This window comes from Agromyces tropicus, assembly GCF_039531345.1.
Lineage (GTDB): Bacteria > Actinomycetota > Actinomycetes > Actinomycetales > Microbacteriaceae > Agromyces > Agromyces tropicus.
On record NZ_BAAAPW010000001.1, the window covers coordinates 1,062,871 to 1,082,583 of the forward strand.

Annotated in this window: 18 protein-coding genes; 7 read left to right on the forward strand and 11 right to left on the reverse strand. The window is 72.9% G+C overall.

All coding sequences use genetic code 11. The annotated features are described in order from the left end of the window. Positions 1 to 9: 9 nt before the first annotated feature. Positions 10 to 1,014, forward strand: coding sequence for a tocopherol cyclase family protein (locus tag ABD230_RS04840; RefSeq protein ID WP_344369847.1), 1,005 nt, complete (start codon positions 10 to 12; stop codon positions 1,012 to 1,014). Positions 1,015 to 1,038: 24 nt separating this feature from the next. Here the strand turns inward: ABD230_RS04840 and ABD230_RS04845 are convergent, their stop codons facing one another. The 3 genes from ABD230_RS04845 to ABD230_RS04855 form a co-directional block, all read right to left on the reverse strand. Then, a complete protein-coding gene (locus ABD230_RS04845) occupies positions 1,039 to 1,806 on the reverse strand; it encodes a redoxin domain-containing protein (RefSeq protein ID WP_344369850.1) in 768 nt (255 codons plus the stop codon). 144 nt (positions 1,807 to 1,950) lie between these two features. Further along, a complete protein-coding gene (locus ABD230_RS04850; RefSeq protein ID WP_344369852.1) occupies positions 1,951 to 3,477 on the reverse strand; it encodes a pyridoxal phosphate-dependent decarboxylase family protein in 1,527 nt (508 codons plus the stop codon). Then, positions 3,474 to 4,841 (reverse strand): MFS transporter, encoded by a 1,368-nt coding sequence (locus tag ABD230_RS04855; protein WP_344369853.1) that lies wholly within the window; start codon positions 4,839 to 4,841, stop codon positions 3,474 to 3,476. The genes ABD230_RS04850 and ABD230_RS04855 overlap by 4 nt, the downstream gene beginning before the upstream one ends. Positions 4,842 to 4,899: 58 nt before the next feature. Here ABD230_RS04855 and ABD230_RS04860 point away from each other — a divergent pair, with 58 nt between their 5' ends. After that, complete coding sequence (locus ABD230_RS04860; protein ID WP_344369854.1) at positions 4,900 to 6,465, forward strand: succinic semialdehyde dehydrogenase; 1,566 nt, start codon at positions 4,900 to 4,902, stop codon at positions 6,463 to 6,465. Between the two features lie 25 nt (positions 6,466 to 6,490). On the opposite strand, the gene ABD230_RS04865 is transcribed toward ABD230_RS04860, so the two are convergent. After that, complete coding sequence (locus ABD230_RS04865; RefSeq protein ID WP_344369855.1) at positions 6,491 to 6,880, reverse strand: twin-arginine translocase TatA/TatE family subunit; 390 nt, start codon at positions 6,878 to 6,880, stop codon at positions 6,491 to 6,493. Between the two features lie 91 nt (positions 6,881 to 6,971). Here ABD230_RS04865 and ABD230_RS04870 point away from each other — a divergent pair, with 91 nt between their 5' ends. After that, entirely contained in the window at positions 6,972 to 7,604 is a 633-nt protein-coding gene (locus ABD230_RS04870; RefSeq protein ID WP_344369856.1) for an O-methyltransferase, read from the forward strand. Here the strand turns inward: ABD230_RS04870 and ABD230_RS04875 are convergent, their stop codons facing one another. From ABD230_RS04875 to dapE, 3 genes are all read right to left on the reverse strand, one after another. Then, positions 7,605 to 7,778, reverse strand: coding sequence for a DUF3117 domain-containing protein (locus tag ABD230_RS04875; protein WP_019179788.1), 174 nt, complete (start codon positions 7,776 to 7,778; stop codon positions 7,605 to 7,607). Between the two features lie 151 nt (positions 7,779 to 7,929). After that, positions 7,930 to 9,165, reverse strand: a complete 1,236-nt coding sequence (locus ABD230_RS04880; RefSeq protein WP_344369857.1) for a hypothetical protein — start codon at positions 9,163 to 9,165, stop codon at positions 7,930 to 7,932. A gap of 7 nt (positions 9,166 to 9,172) precedes the next feature. Continuing rightward, the gene (gene dapE / locus ABD230_RS04885) at positions 9,173 to 10,276 is read right to left on the reverse strand and encodes a succinyl-diaminopimelate desuccinylase (protein ID WP_344369859.1); all 1,104 of its coding nucleotides are present in this window, start codon (positions 10,274 to 10,276) and stop codon (positions 9,173 to 9,175) included. A gap of 88 nt (positions 10,277 to 10,364) precedes the next feature. Between dapE and dapD the strand changes: the two genes are divergently transcribed. Both dapD and ABD230_RS04895 read left to right on the forward strand, forming a co-directional pair. Then, complete coding sequence (dapD, locus tag ABD230_RS04890; protein ID WP_344369860.1) at positions 10,365 to 11,324, forward strand: 2,3,4,5-tetrahydropyridine-2,6-dicarboxylate N-succinyltransferase; 960 nt, start codon at positions 10,365 to 10,367, stop codon at positions 11,322 to 11,324. A 105-nt stretch (positions 11,325 to 11,429) separates the two neighbouring features. Further along, on the forward strand, positions 11,430 to 14,066 hold the full coding sequence (locus tag ABD230_RS04895; RefSeq protein WP_344369862.1) for a penicillin acylase family protein: 2,637 nt from the start codon (positions 11,430 to 11,432) through the stop codon (positions 14,064 to 14,066). Between the two features lie 13 nt (positions 14,067 to 14,079). Here ABD230_RS04895 and ABD230_RS04900 read toward each other — a convergent pair whose 3' ends face one another. Next, a complete protein-coding gene (locus ABD230_RS04900; RefSeq protein WP_344369864.1) occupies positions 14,080 to 14,511 on the reverse strand; it encodes an Lrp/AsnC family transcriptional regulator in 432 nt (143 codons plus the stop codon). A 124-nt stretch (positions 14,512 to 14,635) separates the two neighbouring features. On the opposite strand from ABD230_RS04900, the gene ABD230_RS04905 reads away from it, so the two are divergent. Both ABD230_RS04905 and ctlX read left to right on the forward strand, forming a co-directional pair. Further along, positions 14,636 to 15,664, forward strand: coding sequence for an ornithine cyclodeaminase (locus ABD230_RS04905; RefSeq protein ID WP_344369865.1), 1,029 nt, complete (start codon positions 14,636 to 14,638; stop codon positions 15,662 to 15,664). A gap of 3 nt (positions 15,665 to 15,667) precedes the next feature. Then, on the forward strand, positions 15,668 to 16,654 hold the full coding sequence (gene ctlX / locus ABD230_RS04910; protein WP_344369867.1) for a citrulline utilization hydrolase CtlX: 987 nt from the start codon (positions 15,668 to 15,670) through the stop codon (positions 16,652 to 16,654). Between the two features lie 115 nt (positions 16,655 to 16,769). Here the strand turns inward: ctlX and ABD230_RS04915 are convergent, their stop codons facing one another. From ABD230_RS04915 to fdxA, 3 genes are all read right to left on the reverse strand, one after another. Beyond that, positions 16,770 to 18,080: a citrate synthase gene (locus ABD230_RS04915; protein WP_425546184.1), complete on the reverse strand. Its 1,311-nt coding sequence runs from the start codon at positions 18,078 to 18,080 to the stop codon at positions 16,770 to 16,772. A 182-nt stretch (positions 18,081 to 18,262) separates the two neighbouring features. After that, on the reverse strand, positions 18,263 to 19,378 hold the full coding sequence (gene dapC, locus ABD230_RS04920) for a succinyldiaminopimelate transaminase (protein WP_344369868.1): 1,116 nt from the start codon (positions 19,376 to 19,378) through the stop codon (positions 18,263 to 18,265). A 1-nt stretch (position 19,379) separates the two neighbouring features. After that, positions 19,380 to 19,700 (reverse strand): ferredoxin, encoded by a 321-nt coding sequence (gene fdxA / locus ABD230_RS04925; protein ID WP_344369871.1) that lies wholly within the window; start codon positions 19,698 to 19,700, stop codon positions 19,380 to 19,382. Positions 19,701 to 19,713: the final 13 nt, after the last annotated feature.

The following is a 19,713-nucleotide window of genomic DNA, read 5'->3' on the forward strand; positions in this document are numbered from 1 at the left end:
GCTGACCCCATGCGGACACCCGCCCAATGGCTGCGCGGCGTGCGCCACCCGGAGGCGTTCCACGGCCACGGCGTGCGCCGGGGCTTCTTCGAGGGCTGGTACGTCAAGCTCGTCTCAGCGGACCGGGCGCAGCGCTGGGCCGTGATCCCGGGCGTCTTCCGCGGTCAGGCCGCCGACGGCGAGCGCGACGAGGCGTTCGTGCAGGTGCTCGACGGCGTCACGGGGCGCTCCTGGTACCACCGCTACCCCGTCGGCGCGTTCGAGGCGTCGGCGCACGGGTTCGACGTGCGGGTCGGCGGCAACCGCTTCGGCGTCGACGGCGTGACGCTCGACGTGCCGCAGCTGCGCGGCCGCATCCGGCACGACGGCCCGCTGCGGCCGTGGCCGGTCACCGTGCGCGAGCCGGGCATCATGGGCTGGTACGGGCTCGTGCCGTTCATGGAGTGCTTCCACGGCATCGTGTCGTTCGGCCACGGGCTGCGCGGCACCCTCGAGGTCGAGGGGTCGCCGGTGTCCTTCGACGGCGGCCGGGGGTACATCGAGAAGGACTGGGGCCGGGCCTTCCCGTCGGGCTACGTGTGGATGGCGAGCAACCACGTCGACCACGTCGACGGCGAGCATCCGGACGCCTCGCTCATCGCGTCCGTCGCGATCATCCCGTGGCTCGGCGGCTCGTTCCGCGGCTCGATCGTGGGCCTGCGCCACGGCGGCCGGCTGCACCGCTGGACGACGTACAACCGCTCCGAGGAGCGACGGCTCGAGATCGACGACGCGCACGTGCGCTGGACCGTCGCGGGACCGGACGGCGTGCTCGAGCTCGACGCGGAGCGCGTGCGCGGCGGCCTGCTGCACGCGCCGCTCCGGACCGCCATGCACCAGCGCGTCGAGGAGACGCTCGACGCGCGCATCGCGCTCCGTCACGTCGCGCCCGACGGGCGCGTGCTGCTCGAGGGCGTCGCGCAGTGCGCCGGCCTCGAGGTGTTCGGGGACACCGACCGCATGCTCGCGCTCTGAGCGCTCGGTCCGGCGGCCGACGGCTCAGCTCGACGCGAGCCGCGGCGACCGCAGCCACCGGAGCGGCACGGGCCGGTCGTCGACCCGCTTGGCCCGGTGCGCCATCAGGATGCGGCCCGCACGGTCGACGACGAGCGACGTGGGCATCGCGGTCATCTCGCTGGTTCCGCCGACGAAGGGTCGCGTGAACCACGGCCGACCGCGGGTGTCGTGCGCCCCCACGGCGTCGAGCGTCGCGGCGTCGAGCCCGCAGAGAATGGTGATCCGGTCGCCGACCAGTTCCTGCAGTGGAGCGGCCTCCTCGGCGCCGTCGACGGACGCCGCGTAGATCGTGAGGCCCGCTGCCGCCAACTCGTCGTACGCGTCGAGCAGGTCGTGCATCTGCATCCGGCTGGTGGGGCACCACCAGCCCCGGTAGAAGACGAGCAGCGCCGGCGCCCGTGCCGTGACGTCGCGCTCGTCGACGGTGCGCCCGTCGACCGTGGTCAGGCGGAACGCCGGAAGCGGGTCGCCGGGCCCGACGGCCAGCCGTCGCGAGCCCGGGATGCGGTTCTCCACGGTCGTGAGCACGAACCACCCGACGGCGAGGACGATGGCGATGATCGCGACGAACGCCGGTCCGCCCAGGATCCATCCCGTGATCGCGATGATCGCGCCCGCGGCGATGATCGCGTGGACCACCCAGAACCGGTAGGTGAACCAGTCGAAGAACATGTACGGCACGAAGAAGGCCACGATCGTCCCCACCACGACGACGGCGCCGAGGATGACGAGGATGAGGCCGAGGTTCACGATCGGGGTTCCTGCTGCGATGAGCGGCAGCGGAGCGAGCGAGTGCCCCGCCACCCGTGCCCCGAGGGTCCCACCGCCGCGGACCCGCGTCAAGTCCGCCGTGCGGCCGCGCCGCCGACCGGAGCGGTCCGGATCCGCGGCGCCTCAGCCCCGCGGTTCGACCACGCGTGCCAGCAGCTCGACGAGCAGCCGCTCGGTGAGCGGGCCGGGCAGCGCCTCGACGAGCGCGAGCACGGGCGCCAGCCGCTCGGGCAGCGCCCCGCCGGCACCGTCACCGCCGAGCAGTCCGGCTGCGGCGAGCAGGTCGGCCGCACCGTCCGAGTCGAGCGAGGCGGATGCCGCGGCGAGCGCGTCGGCGCCGCCCGGCAGTCCGCCCGCGAGTCCGGCGACGAGGGTGCCGCCGTCCACGGGCGCGACGCCGCGCACCGCGTCCGCCGCGGCGACGAGCGCCGGGACGAGCTCCGGGAGGACCTGTGCGGTCACGGGCGTCACCGTGAGGTGCGCGGTGTGCGGGAGCACCGATCCGTCGGCCTGGGCCATGCCGGGCTGGAGCTGCAGGTGCCATCCGGTCGCACGCGCGGCGTCGGCCCAGTGGTGCGGGTCGACGCGACGATCCTCCGGCACGCGGTCGTCGGACCGCACGGCGAACAGCGGCCCCACCGGTTCGCCGACCACGCGCAGGCCCTCGATGCCGTCGATCGCCTCGCGGAGCGCCGCGGTCGCGACCGTCGCCGCCGCGGTGAGCTCGTCGAAGCCCCGGTCGCCGAGCACCCGGACGATCGCCCAGGCCGCCGCGAGCGGGCCGGCCGGCTTGGAACCGGCCAGCGTCGGGTTCACGACGGGGTACCCCGGCCACGCGGTCGTCGCGAAGTACTGGTGCCGCTGACGGTCGCGACCGCGCTGGAGCAGCACCGAGACGCCCTTCGGCGCGTAGCCGTACTTGTGCAGGTCGGCCGACAGGCTCGTCACGCCGGGGACCCGGAAGTCCCACTCGGGCAGGCCGTCCTGGAACGCCAGGGCGAACCCGCCGATGCAGGCGTCGACGTGGAGCGCGATCTCATGCTTCGCGGTCGCCGCGCCCACGTCGCCGATCGGGTCGAGCGTCGCGAACGGGTACGACGGTGCGCTGAGGACGACCAGCGCGACGTCGTGGTCGAGACGCGCCACGACGTCGTCGACCTCGGGCGCGCCGGTCTCCGGATCGACGGGGACGAGGTCGAGGGCGAGCCCGAACGCCTGGGCGGCCTTGTGGAACGCGGCGTGCACCGTCGTCGGGGCCACGAGGCGCGGCATCCGCTCGTCGCCCGGGTGCGCCGCGCGCCACACGTCCCGTGCGGTCTTCACGGCGAGCAGGCAGCTCTCGGTGCCGCCCGAGGTCGCCGAACCGACGACCTCGGTGCCCGGCTCGCCGGCCGCCCCGCCGTGGAAGGCCCGCCGCGCGAACCCGACCAGCGCGGACTCCATCGCCGCGACCGACGTGAAGGTGGTGGGGTCGAGGCCGTTGACGGGCTGCACGAGCCGCGCGGCGCGCGCCGCGAGATCGTCGAGCTCGGCGACGCCGGAGTCGTACACGTAGGAGAGCACGCGGCCGCCGTGCGTCGGCGCGTCCGCCGCACGGAGCTGGGCGAGCTCGGCGAGCACCGCGTCGGGATCGCGCTCGAACGCGGTCATCGGGCGACCCCCTCGACGGCCTCCGCCGCATCGACGTCGGCCCGCCGCAGCGGGTAGCGCAGCAGCGGCACGAGGCTGCCGAGCACGATCGCCGCCGGGAGCACGCTGAAGCTGACGACGATCCCGGCGACCGCGGCGTCCGGCTGGGCCACCACGTCGGCGCCGACCGACTCGACGTAGCCGGTGGCGGCCAGCACGAGGGTCAGCAGCGTCGCACCGAGCGCCATGCCCGTGGTCTCGCCGGCGGTCCACATGCCGCCGAAGCTGCCGGCGCGGCCGGGGCCCTGCGTGAGGGCGTCGTGGGCGATGACGTCGGGCAGCATCGCCATCGGCAGCGACTGCATGCCGGCGTACGCGGCTCCCGCCACCGCCACGGGCCCGTACACCCACGCGCCCGGAGCCCACAGCATTCCGACGAGCGCCGCCGTCGCCACCGCGAACGCGGCGCTCGCGAGCGCGAAGGCGCGCTCCTTGCCGATCCGGTTCGCGAGGCGACCCCAGAGCGGCGCGCACAGGATCGCCGGGCCGATCAGGGCGACGAAGAGGAACGTGAGCGCGTCCTCGGAGTGGAGCACCCACACGGCGACGTAGTTGGCGCCCGCGAGCATCGCGCCCGTCGCGAGCCCCTGCAGCAGGAACGCAGCGAGCAGCAGCCGGAACGCGCGGCTGCGGCGGAGCGCGGCGAAGCCCTCGGCGTACCCGGCCGCGATGCTGCGGCGCTCGCGCACCGTCGTGGGCACGCCGGTCGGGGCGACGGTCGTCGCGACGAGCATGCCGACCCCGATGACGAGCCCGGCGACGACGGCCATGACCAGGTAGCCGAGGGCCTCGTCGTCGCCGCCGGCCCGCCGCAGCAGCGGACCGCCGGCGCCGAACAGCAGGATGGCGGCGCTCAGCACGACGACGCGCCACGTGAGCAGGCGCGTCCGGCCGTCGTAGTCGTCGGTCAGCTCGGCGGGCAACGCGATGTACGGCACCTGGAACAGGCTGAACGCCGTGGCCGTCGCGAGGAACGCGACGAGCACCCATCCGCCGGCGACCACCGGGCCGAGCGCTCCCGGCGCGGCGAACGTCACCACGAACGCCACCGGCAGCGCGACCGCGCCGACGCGCATCCACATCCGCCGCGTGCCGGTCCGCGCGAGCGCGTGGTCGCTGCGCTCGCCGATCCACGGGTCGATGAGCACGTCCCACACCTTCGCGGCCGTGACGACCAGGCCCGCGAGGAGGGCCGTCACGCCGAGCGTGTCGGTGAGGTAGAACACGAGCACGAGGCCCGGCAGCGTGGCGAAGCCGCCGGTCCCGATCGATCCGATCGCGTAGCGGGTCACGACCCCGCGGGAGAGACGCTCCGTCGCAGTCATGCGGGGAAGCCTATCCGGATCGCCCGGCGGGCTCGGGCCCCGCACCTAGACTGGCCGCGTGCCCGATGCCGCCACCCGTACGCCGGTCCCCGCCCCGTCCGTCGCCCGAGACCTCCTCGACGACCTCGTCGCCGGCTCCGGCCGCACCGTCCCGATCCCGACGCCCACGACCGGCGAGACGCTGGTCGACCTCCCCCGGTCGAGCGCCGACGACGTCCGCGACGCCGTCTCGCGGGCACGGCTCGCCCAGGTCGCGTGGGCGCGAGCCGGCTTCGCCGAGCGGCGGCGGCTGCTCCTGCGCGCGTACGACCGGATCCTCGCCTCACGCGAGGCGCTGCTCGACCTGACCCAGCTCGAGAGCGGCAAGACGCGCGGCCAGGCCTTCGAGGAGGTCTTCCAGGCGCTGTCCGTGACCCGCTGGAACGCGCTGAAGGCACGGTCGGTGCTGCGCGGCGGGCGCCGCCGCGCGGGGATCCCCGTCGCCCTCTCGGCGCGCGTCCGCTACCGGCCCAAGGGCGTCGTCGGCGTCATCACGCCGTGGAACTACGCGATCTCCCTCGCGGCCATGGACGTGGTCCCGGCACTCGCCGCCGGCTGCGCGGTGGTGCAGAAGGCCGACGACCAGGGCACGCTGTCGGTGCTCGCCCTGCGCCGCGCCTTCATCGAGGCGGGCCTGCCCGAGTCGCTCTGGGCGGTCGTGTCGGGCGACGCCGCCGAGGTGGGCGAGGCGCTGACCGACGAGGTCGACTACATCTGCTTCACGGGCTCGACGGCGACCGGCCGGCGCATCGGCGAGAAGGCCGGCCGCCGCCTCATCGGCGCCTCGCTCGAGCTCGGCGGCAAGAACGCGCTGATCGTGCTCGACGACGTCGACGTGGAGCAGGCGGCCGCGGATGCCGCGCACGCCTGCTTCTCGTCCATGGGGCAGCTCTGCGTGTCGGTCGAGCGCATCTACGTGCACCGCCGCGTTGTCGGCGCGTTCACGGCGGCGCTGGTCGCACGCCTGTCCGAGCCGCGCATCGGCTCGGGCCTCGACCACGAGGCCGACTACGGCAGCCTGGCGACCGCGAGCCAGCTGGGCCGGGTCCGCGCTCACCTCGACGACGCCCTCGGCAAGGGCGCCCGCGTGCTCGTCGGCGGCCGGCACCGTCCGGACGTCGGCCCGTGGGCGTTCGAGCCGACCGTGCTCGCCGACGTGGCCCCGGGGATGCGCGTGCTCGACGAGGAGACGTTCGGCGCGCTCGCCTCGCTGCAGGTCGTCGACGACGACCTCGAGGCGGTGTTCGCCGCGAACGACTCCGAGTACGGGCTCAACGCGGCGGTGCTGTCGCGCTCGACGCGGCGCGCGCTGCGACTGGCCGACCGCCTCGAGGCCGGCAGCGTGAACGTCAACGAGGGCTACCGGGGCAGCTTCAGTTCAGTGGACGCGCCGATGGGCGGCGTCAAGGCCTCCGGCGTCGGCCGGCGCAACGGCCGCGAGGGGCTCCTGCGCTTCGCCGATCCCGTGACCGTGTCGGTCAACCGCCGCATCATCCCGCTCCCGCACACGGGGCGCGACTACGAGCGGCTCAGCGGCCTGATGATCGTGCTCGCGCGGGCACTCCGCGCCATCCGTCGCGCCTGACCGCGCGACCCGGAGGCGGGACGCGTCAGGTCGCCTCGGAGTCGAACGGCGCGGGCTCGCCCGCGGTGACGGCCTCGAGCTTGCGCTTGCGCTGCAGGTAGGCCGAGTTCTGGTTCACGGCCGCACGGGCCACGGCCGGCTTCGCCGGCTCGGCGAAGGGGTCGACCTCGGTCAGCGCCTCGCGCACGATGCGGCGCGGATCGTACTGGCGCGGGTCGAGCTTGCGCCAGTCGACGTCGTCGAAGTCAGGGCCCATCTCCTCGCGCATGCGGTCCTTGGCGCCGTTGGCCATGTCGCGCATCGAGCGGACGAACTTGCCCAGCTGGGCCGCGTAGTGGGGCAGCCGCTCGGGCCCGAGCAGGAAGACGGCGATCACCCCGATGATGAGGAGTTTGTCGAAGGTCAGGCCGCCCATGCGCTCAAGGATAGTCGGCGGCGAGGCGTGCGATCGACCACGGCCGGCGACCCCTAGGCTTGGGGGTCGAAGGAATCCCGGGAGCCGCCACGTGTCCGAGCACGACCTGAACTGGAAGTACGTCGACGAGTCCGTCGTCGAGTCCGAGTCGATCGTGCGCGCACGCCAGCAGTCGCTGGAGCTCGGCATCGAGCCCGTCTCCCCCGCCGTGGGCGCCCAGCTCGCGGTGATCGCGGCCGCGTGCGACGCGCGCGCCGTGATCGAGGTCGGCACCGGCGTCGGCGTCTCGGGCCTGTGGATGCTGCAGGCGGCGCGGTCCGCGCACCTGACCTCGATCGACACCGAGAACGAGTACCAGCAGCATGCGCGGGAGCACTTCGCGGATGCCGGGATCGCACCGGCCCGCGTGCGTCTCATCGCCGGCCGGGCGGGCGAGGTGCTGCCGCGGATGAACGAGGGCTCCTACGACCTCGTCGTCATCGACGCGGACGCGGCCTCGGTCATCGAGTACGTCGAGCACGGCCTCCGGCTGGCGAAGCCCGGCGGCAGTGTGCTGGTGGCCCGCGCCCTCTGGAAGGGGAGGGTGGCCGACCCGGCACGGCGAGACGACGTTGCGACGGCGTTCCGCGGGCTCGTCTCGGAGCTCGCGGCCTCCACCGCCGTGGTCACCGCCATCTCGCCGGCCGGGGACGGCCTGTTGCAGATCGTGAAGCTGGGCGCCTGACTAGGCCGCGTTGACGACGCCGCCCAGGACGTCGTAGAGCTCCTTGGCCTCGGCGTCGTTCACCGAGACGACGAGGCGACCGCCACCCTCGAGGGGCACGCGCACGATGATGAGCCGCCCCTCCTTCACAGCCTCCATCGGTCCGTCTCCAGTGCGTGGCTTCATGGCCGCCATTGAGCTACCCCTTTCGTGGCTGAATCTCCATTATCCCGCATCGGGGCGACGTGCCGGGACACCGGGGCACCCCTTGTGGACTCGTCGGGTCCGTGGTTCACGTCCCGGACCGCCTCCGTGCACCGGCGCGTCATCCCCGGGCCGATCTCGATCAGGGCGGGGTCCAGTCCAGGCCGTCGATGCGCCACGCGATGAGCAGCCAGCCGACCTGGAGCGCGAGCGAGACGAGCACGAGCCCGCCGCGCCACCACCGTGACCGGGGCACGGCGAGCGCGCCCGCGAGCGGGAACAGCGGCGCAAGCAGGCGGAACGTGCTCGACTGCGGGAAGAACACGGCGAACAGGTAGAGCGCGTAGCTCGCGAGCCACAGCCGCAGGTCGACGCCCAGCCGGCGCACCCACGGCGAGAGGAGCAGCGCCGCGAAGCCGAGCACGAGCACGACGGGCGCGATCGTGCCCATCGGCTGCCCGAGCCACCACTGCCCGGACTGGAACCACGGCGTGAGCGGCACGAGTTCGACGTAGCCGATGTACGGCGCACGCCAGGCGAGCTCGGTGTCGGTGTACGCGGTCGGCACGCCGGTCGCCGCCCACGCGATGACCGGCCAGGCGAGGCCGGCCACGCCGGCGAACACGGCGACGGATGCCACGACGAGCTGGTCGCGGACGGGGAACGGGTCGGTGCGGCGGGTGACCCACCGCACGATCCAGTGCAGGCCGAGCGTGAGCGCGAATGCGAGTGCGCCCGGGCGCGTGAACGCCCAGATCGCGATGACGGGGACGAGCCACCCGTAGCGCCGGTCCACGAGCAGCAGCAGCGCGAGCGCGAGCCAGAGGAAGGCGAGCGCCTCCGCGTAGCCGAACTGCAGGATCGGCGACACCGGCGCCACGCAGAACAGGACGACCGCGAACATCGCCTGGTCGGGCTCGAGCACCCGCGACATCAGCCGGTGGAAGACGAGGGCGGCGCCGAGGCCCGCGGCGAGTGAGATGAGGACGCTGGCGACCTCCCACGGCACGCCGACGGTCGTGAACAGGCGCACGATGCCGGGATAGACCGGCAGGAACGCCCACGCGTTCTCGGCGACGTGCCCGGCGTCGTCCAGCGGCAGCTCGGTCGGGTAGCCGGCCGCGGCGATGTACGCGTACCAGCGGGCGTCCCACAGGTTCGCGAAGGCGAAGTACCCGGGGCTCGCGTCGGTCCAGGCGCTGGCGGGTTGCTGCCGGGCCATGACCAGGACGATCGCGGTCGTGACGACGCGCGACGCCGCGTAGACGAGCATCACCCGCCCCCACCACGGCAGCAGCCGCCATCGCACGCGCGGCGACGACCGCTCCACGCGGTGCGGGTCCGGATGCCGCGCAGCGGCGGTGTCGGGGACGCTCACGGGCGACTCAGCGCTCGGCGCCCGTCAGCCAGTCGCGGAGGGCGCGTTCGCACGCGACGATCTGGTCGCAGTCGACCCGCTCGTCGTCGGCGTGGGCGAGGAGCGGGTCGCCCGGACCGAAGTTCACCGCGGGGATGCCGAGCGCGCTGAACCTCGCGACGTCGGTCCACCCGTACTTGGGGCGCGCCTCGGCGCCCACCGCGCGCACGAACTCCTGCGCGAGCGCGTCGTCGAGCCCCGGCCGCGCGCCCTCGGCGGCATCCGTGACCTCGACCTCGTACTCGGGGAACATCGCGCGCACGCGTTCGGTCGCCTCGGCCACCGAGCGGCTCGGCGCGAACCGGTAGTTGAGCGTCAGCACCGCGTCGTCCGGGATCACGTTGCCCGCGACGCCGCCGGTGACGAACACGGCGTTCAGTCCCTCGCGGTAGTCGAGGCCGTCGACCCGCACGGTCTCGGCGCCGTGGGCGGCGAGGCGCTCGAGCGCCGGCGCGAGCTTGTGGATCGCGTTCTCGCCGACCCAGCTGCGCGCCGAGTGGGCGCGACGCCCGGTCGCCCGCAGGTCGACGCGGAGCGTGCCGTTGCATCCGCCCTCGACCTCGCCGCGCGTCGGTTCGCCGAGGATCGCGAAGTCGGCGTGGAAGAGGTCCGGACGCGTGCGGAGCACCCGGCCGAGCCCGTTGAGGTCGGCGGCGACCTCCTCGTGGTCGTACCACATCCACGTGACGTCGACCACGGGGTCGGCGAGCTCGCGGGCGAGCTTGAGCTGGACCGCGACGCCCGCCTTCATGTCGACCGTGCCGCGGCCCCACAGCACGCGACGGCCGTCCTCGTCCGCGAAGCGGGTCGGCACGTTGCCGTTGATCGGCACCGTGTCCAGGTGGCCCGCGATGACGACCCGACGGTCGCGGCCGAGGTTCGTCCGGGCGATGACGGTGTCCCCGTCGCGGATCACCTCGAGGTGGCCGGCGTCGGCGAGCGCCTCGACGACGAGGTCGGCGAGGTGCCCCTCGTCGCCCGAGACGCTCGGGACGTCGCAGATCGCCTGCGTGATGGCGACGACGTCGGCGGACAGGTCGAGCGCGGCCGTGGGGCGGACGGGGGCAGCCATGCCCACGAGTCTACGAGGGCGTCCGGCGCGGCTCCGGAGCGGCGTCATCCGCCGACCCCGGGCGCCGGCGCTCGGTACCCTTGATGGCATGCCCGCCGACTCCTCGAATCCGACCGCGCCCGCGACCGCCTGGGGCGACGGCCTCGCCACGATCGCCGCGGACGGGACCGTGCTCGACACCTGGTACCCGTCGCCGCGGCTCGGCGAGCCCGCAGCCGGCGAGCCCGCGTGGGAGCCGCCCGCCGGCTCGACCGGACCGGACGAGCGGCGCGCGGTGCGCGTCGAGGCCGTGCGCGTCGTCATCCGGCTCGACGACGCCCCGTCGAGCACGTCGGACGCCTACCTCCGGCTGCACCTCCTCTCGCACCTCCTCGTGCGTCCCAACGGGCTCAACCTCGACGGGATCTTCGGGCACCTGGCGAACGTGGCGTGGACGAACGCCGGCCCGGTCCACCCCGACGACCTGGACCGCCTCCGCCCGGTGCTCCAGCGCGCCGGCATCCACGTCACCGGCCTCGACAAGTTCCCGCGGCTGCTCGACTACGTCGTCCCCGAGCGGGTCCGCATCGCGGACGCGTCGCGCGTCCGGCTCGGGGCGCACCTCGCGCCGGGCACGACGGTGATGCACGAGGGCTTCGTGAACTTCAACGCGGGCACGCTCGGCTCCTCGATGGTCGAGGGCCGCGTCTCGCAGGGCGTCGTGGTCGGCGACGGCAGCGACATCGGCGGCGGGGCGTCGATCATGGGCACGCTCTCGGGCGGCGGCACGCAGCGCGTCGCGATCGGCGAGCGCGCGCTGCTCGGCGCGAACGCGGGCATCGGCATCTCCATCGGCGACGACTCCGTCGTCGAGGCGGGGCTCTACGTCACCGCGGGCACCAAGGTCGTCCTGCGCGGCTCCGCGGGCGAGCGCGACCGCGTCGTCAAGGCCGTCGAGCTCTCGGGGCTGCCCAACCTGCTCTTCCGTCGCAACTCCCTGGACGGCAGCGTCGAGGTGCTCTCCCGCTCGGGCGAGGGCGTCCAGCTGAACACCGCGCTGCACGCCTGAGCCGCGTCGGCCGCGCCATCCGTCGTCGCGCCGCGCTCGGGGTACAGTGATCACCCGGGACCGCCGGACGGCGGCCCGACGCCTGCGACGACACGAGGGAGTGACGTGGGAACCGACGCGCCGAGGACCCGACGACGCGGCTGGGCCAAGGTCCTCGTCGTGGTGCTCGCCACGGTGCTCGTGCTGGGCGTCGCCGCCGCCGGCTTCGGGTGGTGGACGGTGCAGCGGTCCTTCCCGACGACCTCGGGACGCATCGACGTCCCCGGCCTGCAGGCCAAGGTCACGGTCTACCGCGACGGCGCCGGGATCCCCCAGGTCGTCGCCGAGACCGACCACGACCTGCTCTTCGCGCAGGGCTACGTCCACGCGCAGGACCGTTTCTGGGAGATGGACTTCCGCCGCCACGTCACGGCCGGCCGGGTCGCCGAGCTCTTCGGCGAGTCGCAGGTCGCGACCGACGCGTTCATCCGCACGCTCGACTGGCGCGGCATCGCCGAGCAGGAGTTCGAGGCCTTCGACGACGAGACCCGGGCGCTCTACGAGGCGTACGCCGACGGGGTGAACGCGTACCTCGCCGAGCGCGGCGGCGCCGCGCTCTCGCTCGAGTACGCGGTGCTGTCGCTGCAGAACCCCGGGTACGAGCCGGAGCCCTGGACGCCGATCGACTCGATCGCCTGGCTGAAGGCAATGGCGTGGGACCTGCGGTCGAACCTCGGGGACGAGATCGACCGCGCGGTGCTGCTCGGCTCGGGGCTCTCGCCGGAGCAGGTCGCGAGCCTGCACCCCGACTTCCCCTGGTCGTCGATGCCGACGATCGTGGGCGGCCCGCCCGCGGCCGCCCCGGCCGCGCTCGACGTGCGCGCCCTCGACGGACCGGGCCTCGTCGGACCGGGCCTCGACGCCGCCGGACCCGACGCGGCCGCTGCGCCCGCCGTCGATGCCGGCGGACTCGAGGCCCTCACCGGGCTCGCCGACACCATCGACGGCATCCCCGAGCTGCTCGGCCCCGAGGGCGGCGACCTCGGCTCCAACTCATGGGTCGTCTCGGGCGCGCTCACCGACTCCGGCATGCCGCTGCTCGCGAACGACCCCCACCTCGGGCCGGCCATGCCGTCCATCTGGGTGCAGATGGGCCTGCACTGCACGGAGCTCTCGTCGGTGTGCTCGTTCGACGTCGCGGGTTACGGCTTCTCGGGGCTCCCCGGCGTCGTCATCGGCCACAACGACCGCATCGCCTGGGGGTTCACGAACCTCGCCCCGGACGTCGCCGACCTCTACCTCGAGCGCGTGACGGGCGACTCCTACGAGCTCGACGGCACGATGGTGCCGCTGACCACGCGCGAGGAGGTCATCGAGGTGGCCGGCGGCGAGCCGGTCACGATCACGGTGCGCTCCACCGGCCGGGGCCCGATCGTGACCGATGTGGGCGCCGGCTTCACCGCCGTGGCCGAGGAGTTCGCGCCCGCGGAAGAGGCCACGGCCGAGGGCGCGTCCGCCGACGCCGAGACGGTCGACGAGGCCGAGATCGAGGTGTCCCTCCAGTGGACCGCGCTGCAGCCCGGCACGACGGCGCAGGCGATCTTCGCACTCGACCGAGCCCCCGACTGGGAGGGGTTCCGGGCCGCCGCGGAGCAGTTCGACGTCCCCGCGCAGAACCTCGTCTACGCCGACGTCGACGGCAACATCGGCTACCAGGCGCCGGGGCGGATCCCGGTCCGCGCGAGCGGCGACGGCACCGTCCCGCTGCCCGGCTGGACGAGCGAGAACGGCTGGACGGGCTGGATCCCCTTCGCCGACCTCCCGTCGGTGCAGAACCCCGACCGCGGCTACCTCGTCACGGCCAACAACGCCGTGGAAGAGGGCGGCCCGCTCCTCACCCGCGACTGGGACCTGGGCTATCGCGCGCAGGGCATCGAGCGTCGTCTCGCCGAACTCATCGAGGCCGGCGAGCCCATCACCGCCGAGGACATGTCGGACATCCAGTTCGACACCCGGAACGCCAACGCCGAGGCCTTCCTCCCGGTGATCGCCGAGCTCCAGCTCGACGGCGACGCGGCGCGCGGCGCGCGACTGCTCGCGGGCTGGGACGCGGCCTCCGACGTGGACAGCGCCGAGGCGGCGTACTTCGAGGTGTTCTGGCGGAACGTGCTCGACCGGATGTTCGGCGACCTCCCCGAGTCGGCGCGGCCGGTGGGCGGCGACCGCTGGTTCGCGGTCGTCGACGGGCTGCTCGACCGACCGGACGACGCGTGGTGGGCCGATCGGGTCTCGGGCGCGACCGGGCGCGACGCCGTGCTCGCGTCGGCGCTGGAGGCGGCGTGGGCCGAGGCATCCGATCTCATGGGCGACGAGCCGGCCGACTGGCGCTGGGGCGAGCTGCACACGCTCACGCTGCGCAACCAGACCTTCGGCAGCTCCGGGATCGCGCCGATCGAGTGGCTCTTCAACCGCGGACCGTTCGAGGCCGGCGGCGGGTCGGCGATCGTGAACGCGAACGGCTGGGATGCCACGCGCGGTTACGAGGTGCACTGGGTGCCCTCGATGCGCATGGTCGTCGACCTCGACGACCTCGACCGGTCGACCTGGGTGAACCTGACGGGCGCCTCCGGCCACGCGTTCAACGAGCACTACGACGACCAGACCGAGCTGTGGCAGCACGGCGAGTCGCTGGAGTGGCCGTTCACGATCCGCGCAGTGCGCGAGGCGGCCCACGACGCGCTCGTGATGCGCCCCGCCGGCTGAGCCGGCGAGCGCGTCAGCGCAGCACGGAGCTCAGCAGGAGGCTCGTCTCGCTGTTGACCACGCCGTCGATCGAGCGGATGCGGCCGAGCACCCGGTCGAACTCCCCCAGCGTCTCGGTGCGGAGCTCCGCGACGAGGTCCCAGCCGCCGTTCGTCGTGTGCAGTGCGATGATCTCGGGGAAGCCGCGCAGCCGGCGGATCACGTCGTCGGTCGTGCGGCCCTCGACCTCGACGAACGAGATCGCGTGGATCGCGAGCGGGTCGAGTTCGTCGCGCACCCGCACCGAGAACCCGATGATGATGCCGGATGCCACGAGCCGGTCGATCCGGCCCGTGACGGTCGCCCGGGCGACGCCGAGCCGCCGCGCGAGGTCGGCCACCGGGGCGCGCCCGTCCTCCCGCAGCAGCGCGAGCAGGCGTCGATCGAGTTCATCGAGCTGTTCCATGCGCATATCGTAACGTCACGCTATCCAGAGTGCTCATCTCACCGACGATCCGTGAACACGACGGTCGTTGCTGTTGCATATCGACGGATCGTACGCTCGAAGTACCGAACGGAAAGGACTGTGGATGACCAGCTTCGTCGACGTACGCAACATGATCGGATGGGTCGCTGCCACCGGCCCCCAGGCCATCATCGCCGGGATCATGGAGTACCTGGAACAGGACTTCGCACGCTGGGAGAGCTTCGACAAGACGCCCCGCGTGGCCAGCCACACGCCCTTCGGCGTGATCGAGCTGATGCCGACCAGCGACCACGAGTCCTACGCGTTCAAGTACGTCAACGGCCATCCCTCCAATCCGGCTCGCGGATACCAGACGGTGACCGCCTTCGGCGTGCTCGCCGACGTGCACAACGGCTATCCGACCTTCCTCGCCGAGATGACGGTGCTCACGGCGCTGCGCACCGCCGCGACGTCGGCGTTCGCCGCGAAGCTGCTGGCCCGCCCCGACTCCGAGGTGATGGCCATGATCGGCACCGGCAGCCAGGCCGAGTTCCAGGCGCTCGCCTTCCGTCACGCCCTCGGCATCACCAGGCTGCGGGTCTTCGACGTCGACCACGACGCGATCGCCAAGTTCGTGCGCAACATGCTCCCCCTCGGCTTCGAGATCGAGGTCGCCGGGAGCGCCGCCGAGGCGCTCGACGGCGCCGACATCGTGACCACGTGCACGGCCGACAAGGCCCGCGCGACCGTGGTGGCCGACGAGTGGGTCCGGCCCGGCATGCACCTCAACGCCATCGGCGGCGACTGCCCCGGCAAGACGGAGCTCGACGCGGCGATCCTCGATCGCGCGGAGGTGTTCGTCGAGTACACGCCGCAGACCCGCATCGAGGGCGAGATCCAGGCCAAGGACGCCGACTTCCCCGTGACCGAGCTGTGGGAGGTCCTGACGGGCCGCGCGGCCGGCCGCTCGGGCGACGACGCCATCACCCTGTTCGATTCCGTCGGCTTCGCGATCGAGGACTTCTCGGCGCTGCGGTACGTGCGCGACCAGGTCGCGGGCACGCGGTACGAGCAGCGCATCGACCTCGTGGCCGACCCCGATGATCCGAAGGACCTGTTCGGCCTCATGGGCGCGTTCTCGCCGGTGGGCTGAGCGATGACCGTCCAGTCCCCCGCCGCGGTCGTGATGGTCCGGCCGCACCGCTTCGCGCCGAACCCCCTCACGATCGCCGACAACGGCTTCCAGCCGAATGCCGACGGCCTCGACCCCGCCCGGGTCGCCGCCGCGGCGTACGAGGAGGTCACGCGCGCCGCCGCCGCGCTCGAGGCGGCCGGCGTGACCGTCCACCTGTTCGAGGACGAGACGGCCCACCGGCCCGACAGCGTCTTCCCGAACAACTGGATCTCGACGCACTCGGGCGGCCACATCGCGCTGTTCCCGATGTTCACGCCGAACCGCCGCACGGAGCGGCGGAGCGACATCGTCGAGCTCCTGAAGACCACCTACCGGGTGCAGGACGTGATCGACTACTCGGGGCTCGAGTACGACGACGTGTTCCTCGAGGGCACGGGCGCGATGGTCCTCGACCACGAGGCGCGCATCGCGTACGCCGCACGGTCCAACCGCGCCGATCCGATCGCCCTCGAGCGCTTCTGCACGAACTTCGGCTACGAGCCGATGGTGTTCGACGCGGTCGACGGCCGTGGCGTCGCGGTGTACCACACGAACGTCATCCTCAGCATCGCGAGCGAGTTCGCGCTCGTCGCGGCCGACATGTTCGTGTCGCCGGCGCGCCGGCAGGAGGTGCTCGACCGGCTCTCCGCGCGCGGGCGCCGCGACGTCATCGCCCTCGACAACGACCAGGTCGATGCGTTCGCCGGGAACGCCCTCGAGCTGTGGACCGCGAACGGCCGGGTGCTCGCGCTGTCGCGCACCGCCTTCGAGGCGCTCCGACCGGAGCAGCGCGCCCGCATCGAGCGCTCGGCCCGGCTCCTGCCGCTCGACGTGCCCACGATCGAGCTGGCCGGCGGTTCGGTGCGCTGCATGCTCGCCGGCGTGCACCTCGATCCGCGCCCGGGACTCGTCGAGCACCGGGCGACGCCGGTCGACGACGCGACGGCGAGCGAGATCGCGGCCCTCTGACCCGCGCCACCGGAGCGGGTCGCCGCGGCGCGGCATCCGTCGAGGGGCCTCGGCGCTCGCACCGGAACACGACGATGGGCCCGTCCGTCCGGACGGGCCCATACGTCGTACGCGGTCAGCGCACCGGGTACTGGCGCTCCAGCGACCCCGTGTACAGCTGCTGCGGCCGACCGATCTTGGTCTGCGGGTCGAGGTTCATCTCACGCCAGTGCGCGATCCAGCCGGGCAGGCGGCCGATCGCGAAGAGCACGGTGAACATGCGCGTCGGGAAGCCCATCGCCTTGTAGATCACGCCGGTGTAGAAGTCGACGTTCGGGTACAGGCGGCGCTGCTTGAAGTAGTCGTCCTCGAGCGCGAACTGCTCGAGCTCCTTCGCGATGTCGAGGAGCGGGTCGTTCACGCCGAGGCCCTCGAGCACCGCGTCGGCGCTCGTCTTCACGATCTTCGCGCGCGGGTCGTAGTTCTTGTAGACCCGGTGGCCGAAGCCCATGAGCTTGACGCCGTCCTCCTTGCGCTTGACGCGCTCGACGAACTTGCCCACGCCCTCGCCGGAGTCGCGGATCTGGGCGAGCATCTGGAGCACGGCCTCGTTCGCGCCGCCGTGCAGCGGACCCGAGAGCGCCTGGATGCCGGCGGAGATCGACGCGTACAGGTTCGCCCCGGTGGAGCCGACCAGGCGCACGGTCGAGGTCGACGCGTTCTGCTCGTGGTCCTCGTGCAGGATCAGGAGGCGGTCGAGCGCCTTCGCGAGGGTCGGGTCGATCGAGTACGGCTCGGCCATGTTGCCGAAGTTCAGCCGCAGGAAGTTCTCGACGAAGTTCAGGGAATTGTCGGGGTAGAGGAACGCCTGGCCGATGCTCTTCTTGTGCGCGTACCCGGCGATGACCGGCAGCTTGGCGAGCAGGCGGATGGTCGTCAGCTCGACGTGGTCGGGGTCGTGCGGGTCGGACGAGTCCTCGTAGTACGTCGAGAGGGCGGCCACGGCGCTCGAGAGCACGGCCATCGGGTGCGCCGTGTGCGGCAGCGCCGAGAAGAAGCGCTTGAGATCCTCGTGCAGGAGCGTGTGACGACGGATCTTCTCGTCGAACTCGGCGAGCTGGTCGGCGGTCGGGAGCTCGCCGTACATGAGGAGCCAGGCGACCTCGAGGTAGGTCGAGTGCTCCGCCAGCTGCTCGATCGGGTAGCCGCGGTAGCGGAGGATGCCCTGCTCGCCGTCGATGTACGTGATCGCCGAGCGCGTGGACGCCGTGTTGACGAAGCCGTAGTCGAGCGCGGTGAGCCCGGTCTGGCGGGTGAGCGTCGACAGGTCGATGCTCGACGTGCCCTGCGCCGCCGGGTGGATCGGGAACTCGGCGGACCCGCCCGGGAAGTTCAGCGTCGCGGTGTCGGGGTTCACCCCGGCCGCTCCATTCACGACGTTGGTCACGGCGTCTCCTGTGATCGTCACTGTTCGCGTTCCCTGCTCTGCTCTCCGAGCCGGCGCCGGTGGCGCGCACGGCCCGACTACAGCCTAGACGGGTCCCACGCACACTGTCGCATTCGCCAACGGATGACGCGTTTCAACTGCGGGATGCTACAGAATCGCCGGTTCTCGGGCCGACGCGGGCGTCAACGGACGGCGACGGCAGCCAGCCGCGCGGCGGCCCGGCCGATGCGCTCGTCCGTCGCCGTGAGCGACAGCCGGACGTGCCGCGGGAACGACGTCCCGTAGAAATGGCCGGGCCCGGCGAGGATGCCGAGCTCGGCGAGCCGCTCGATCGACTGCCACGCGTCGCGGTCCTCCGTCGCCCACAGGTACAGCCCCGCCTCGCTGTGGTCGATGCGGAACCCGGCCGCCTCGAGCGCGGGCTTCAACCGGTCGCGCCGGGCGCGGTAGCGGTCCTTCTGCTCCTGCACGTGCGCGTCGTCGCCCAGGGCGACGGTCATCGCGGCCTGCAGCGGCGCGGGCGGCATCAGGCCGGCATGCTTGCGCGCCGTGGTGAGTCGGGCGATCAGCACGGGATCGCCGCCGACGAACGCGGCGCGGTACCCGGCCATGTTCGACTGCTTCGACAGCGAGTAGATCGCGAGCACCCCGGTCGGATCGCCGCCGGTCACGCGAGGATCGAGGACGCTCGGAACGGCGCCCTCCTGCCACGGCGCCTCCCAGCCGAGCTCGGCGTAGCATTCGTCGCCGACGATCGCCGCGCCGAGCGCTCGCGCCCGTTCGACGGCGCGGCGGAGTTCGGGGACGTCGAGCACGCGACCGTCGGGGTTGCCCGGGGAGTTCAGCCAGACCAGGCGCGTGTTCGCGGGCCACGCGTCCGGATCGTCGGATGCCACGGCCTCCGCGCCCGCGAACACCGCGCCCATCTCGTACGTCGGGTACGCCGCGCGCGGGTGCACGACCGCGTCGCCGGCGCCCACGCCGAGGAAGAAGGGCAGCAGTGCGACGAGCTCCTTCGAGCCGATCGTCGGCAGCACGGCATCCGTGTCGAGCCCGGTCACGCCCCGGCGGCGCTCGAACCAGGCCACGATCGCGCGGCGCAGCGCCGGGGTGCCGACCGTGGCCGGGTAGCCGTGCGCGTCCGTCGCCGCGGTCAGCGCGTCGCGGACGAGCTGCGGGGTGGGGTCGACCGGCGAGCCGATCGAGAGGTCGACGATGCCGTCGCGATGGGCGGCGGCGCGGTCGCGGTACGGGACCATGAGGTCCCACGGGTACTCGGGCAGGACCCCGAGGGCCATGTCAGTGGCCCTGCGGCGGCAGCGCGGCGATGACGGGGTGGTCCTTCGGGATCACGCCGACCTTGGCCGCACCGCCGGGCGAACCGACCTCGTCGAAGAACTCCACGTTGGCCTTGTAGTAGTCGGCCCACTCCTCGGGGAGGTCGTCCTCGTAGTAGATGGCCTCGACGGGGCAGACCGGCTCGCAGGCGCCGCAGTCCACGCACTCGTCGGGGTGGATGTAGAGCGACCGCTCACCCTCGTAGATGCAGTCCACGGGGCATTCGTCGATGCAGGCACGGTCCTTCACATCGACGCACGGCAGGGCGATGACGTAGGTCACGGTGGGTCGCTGT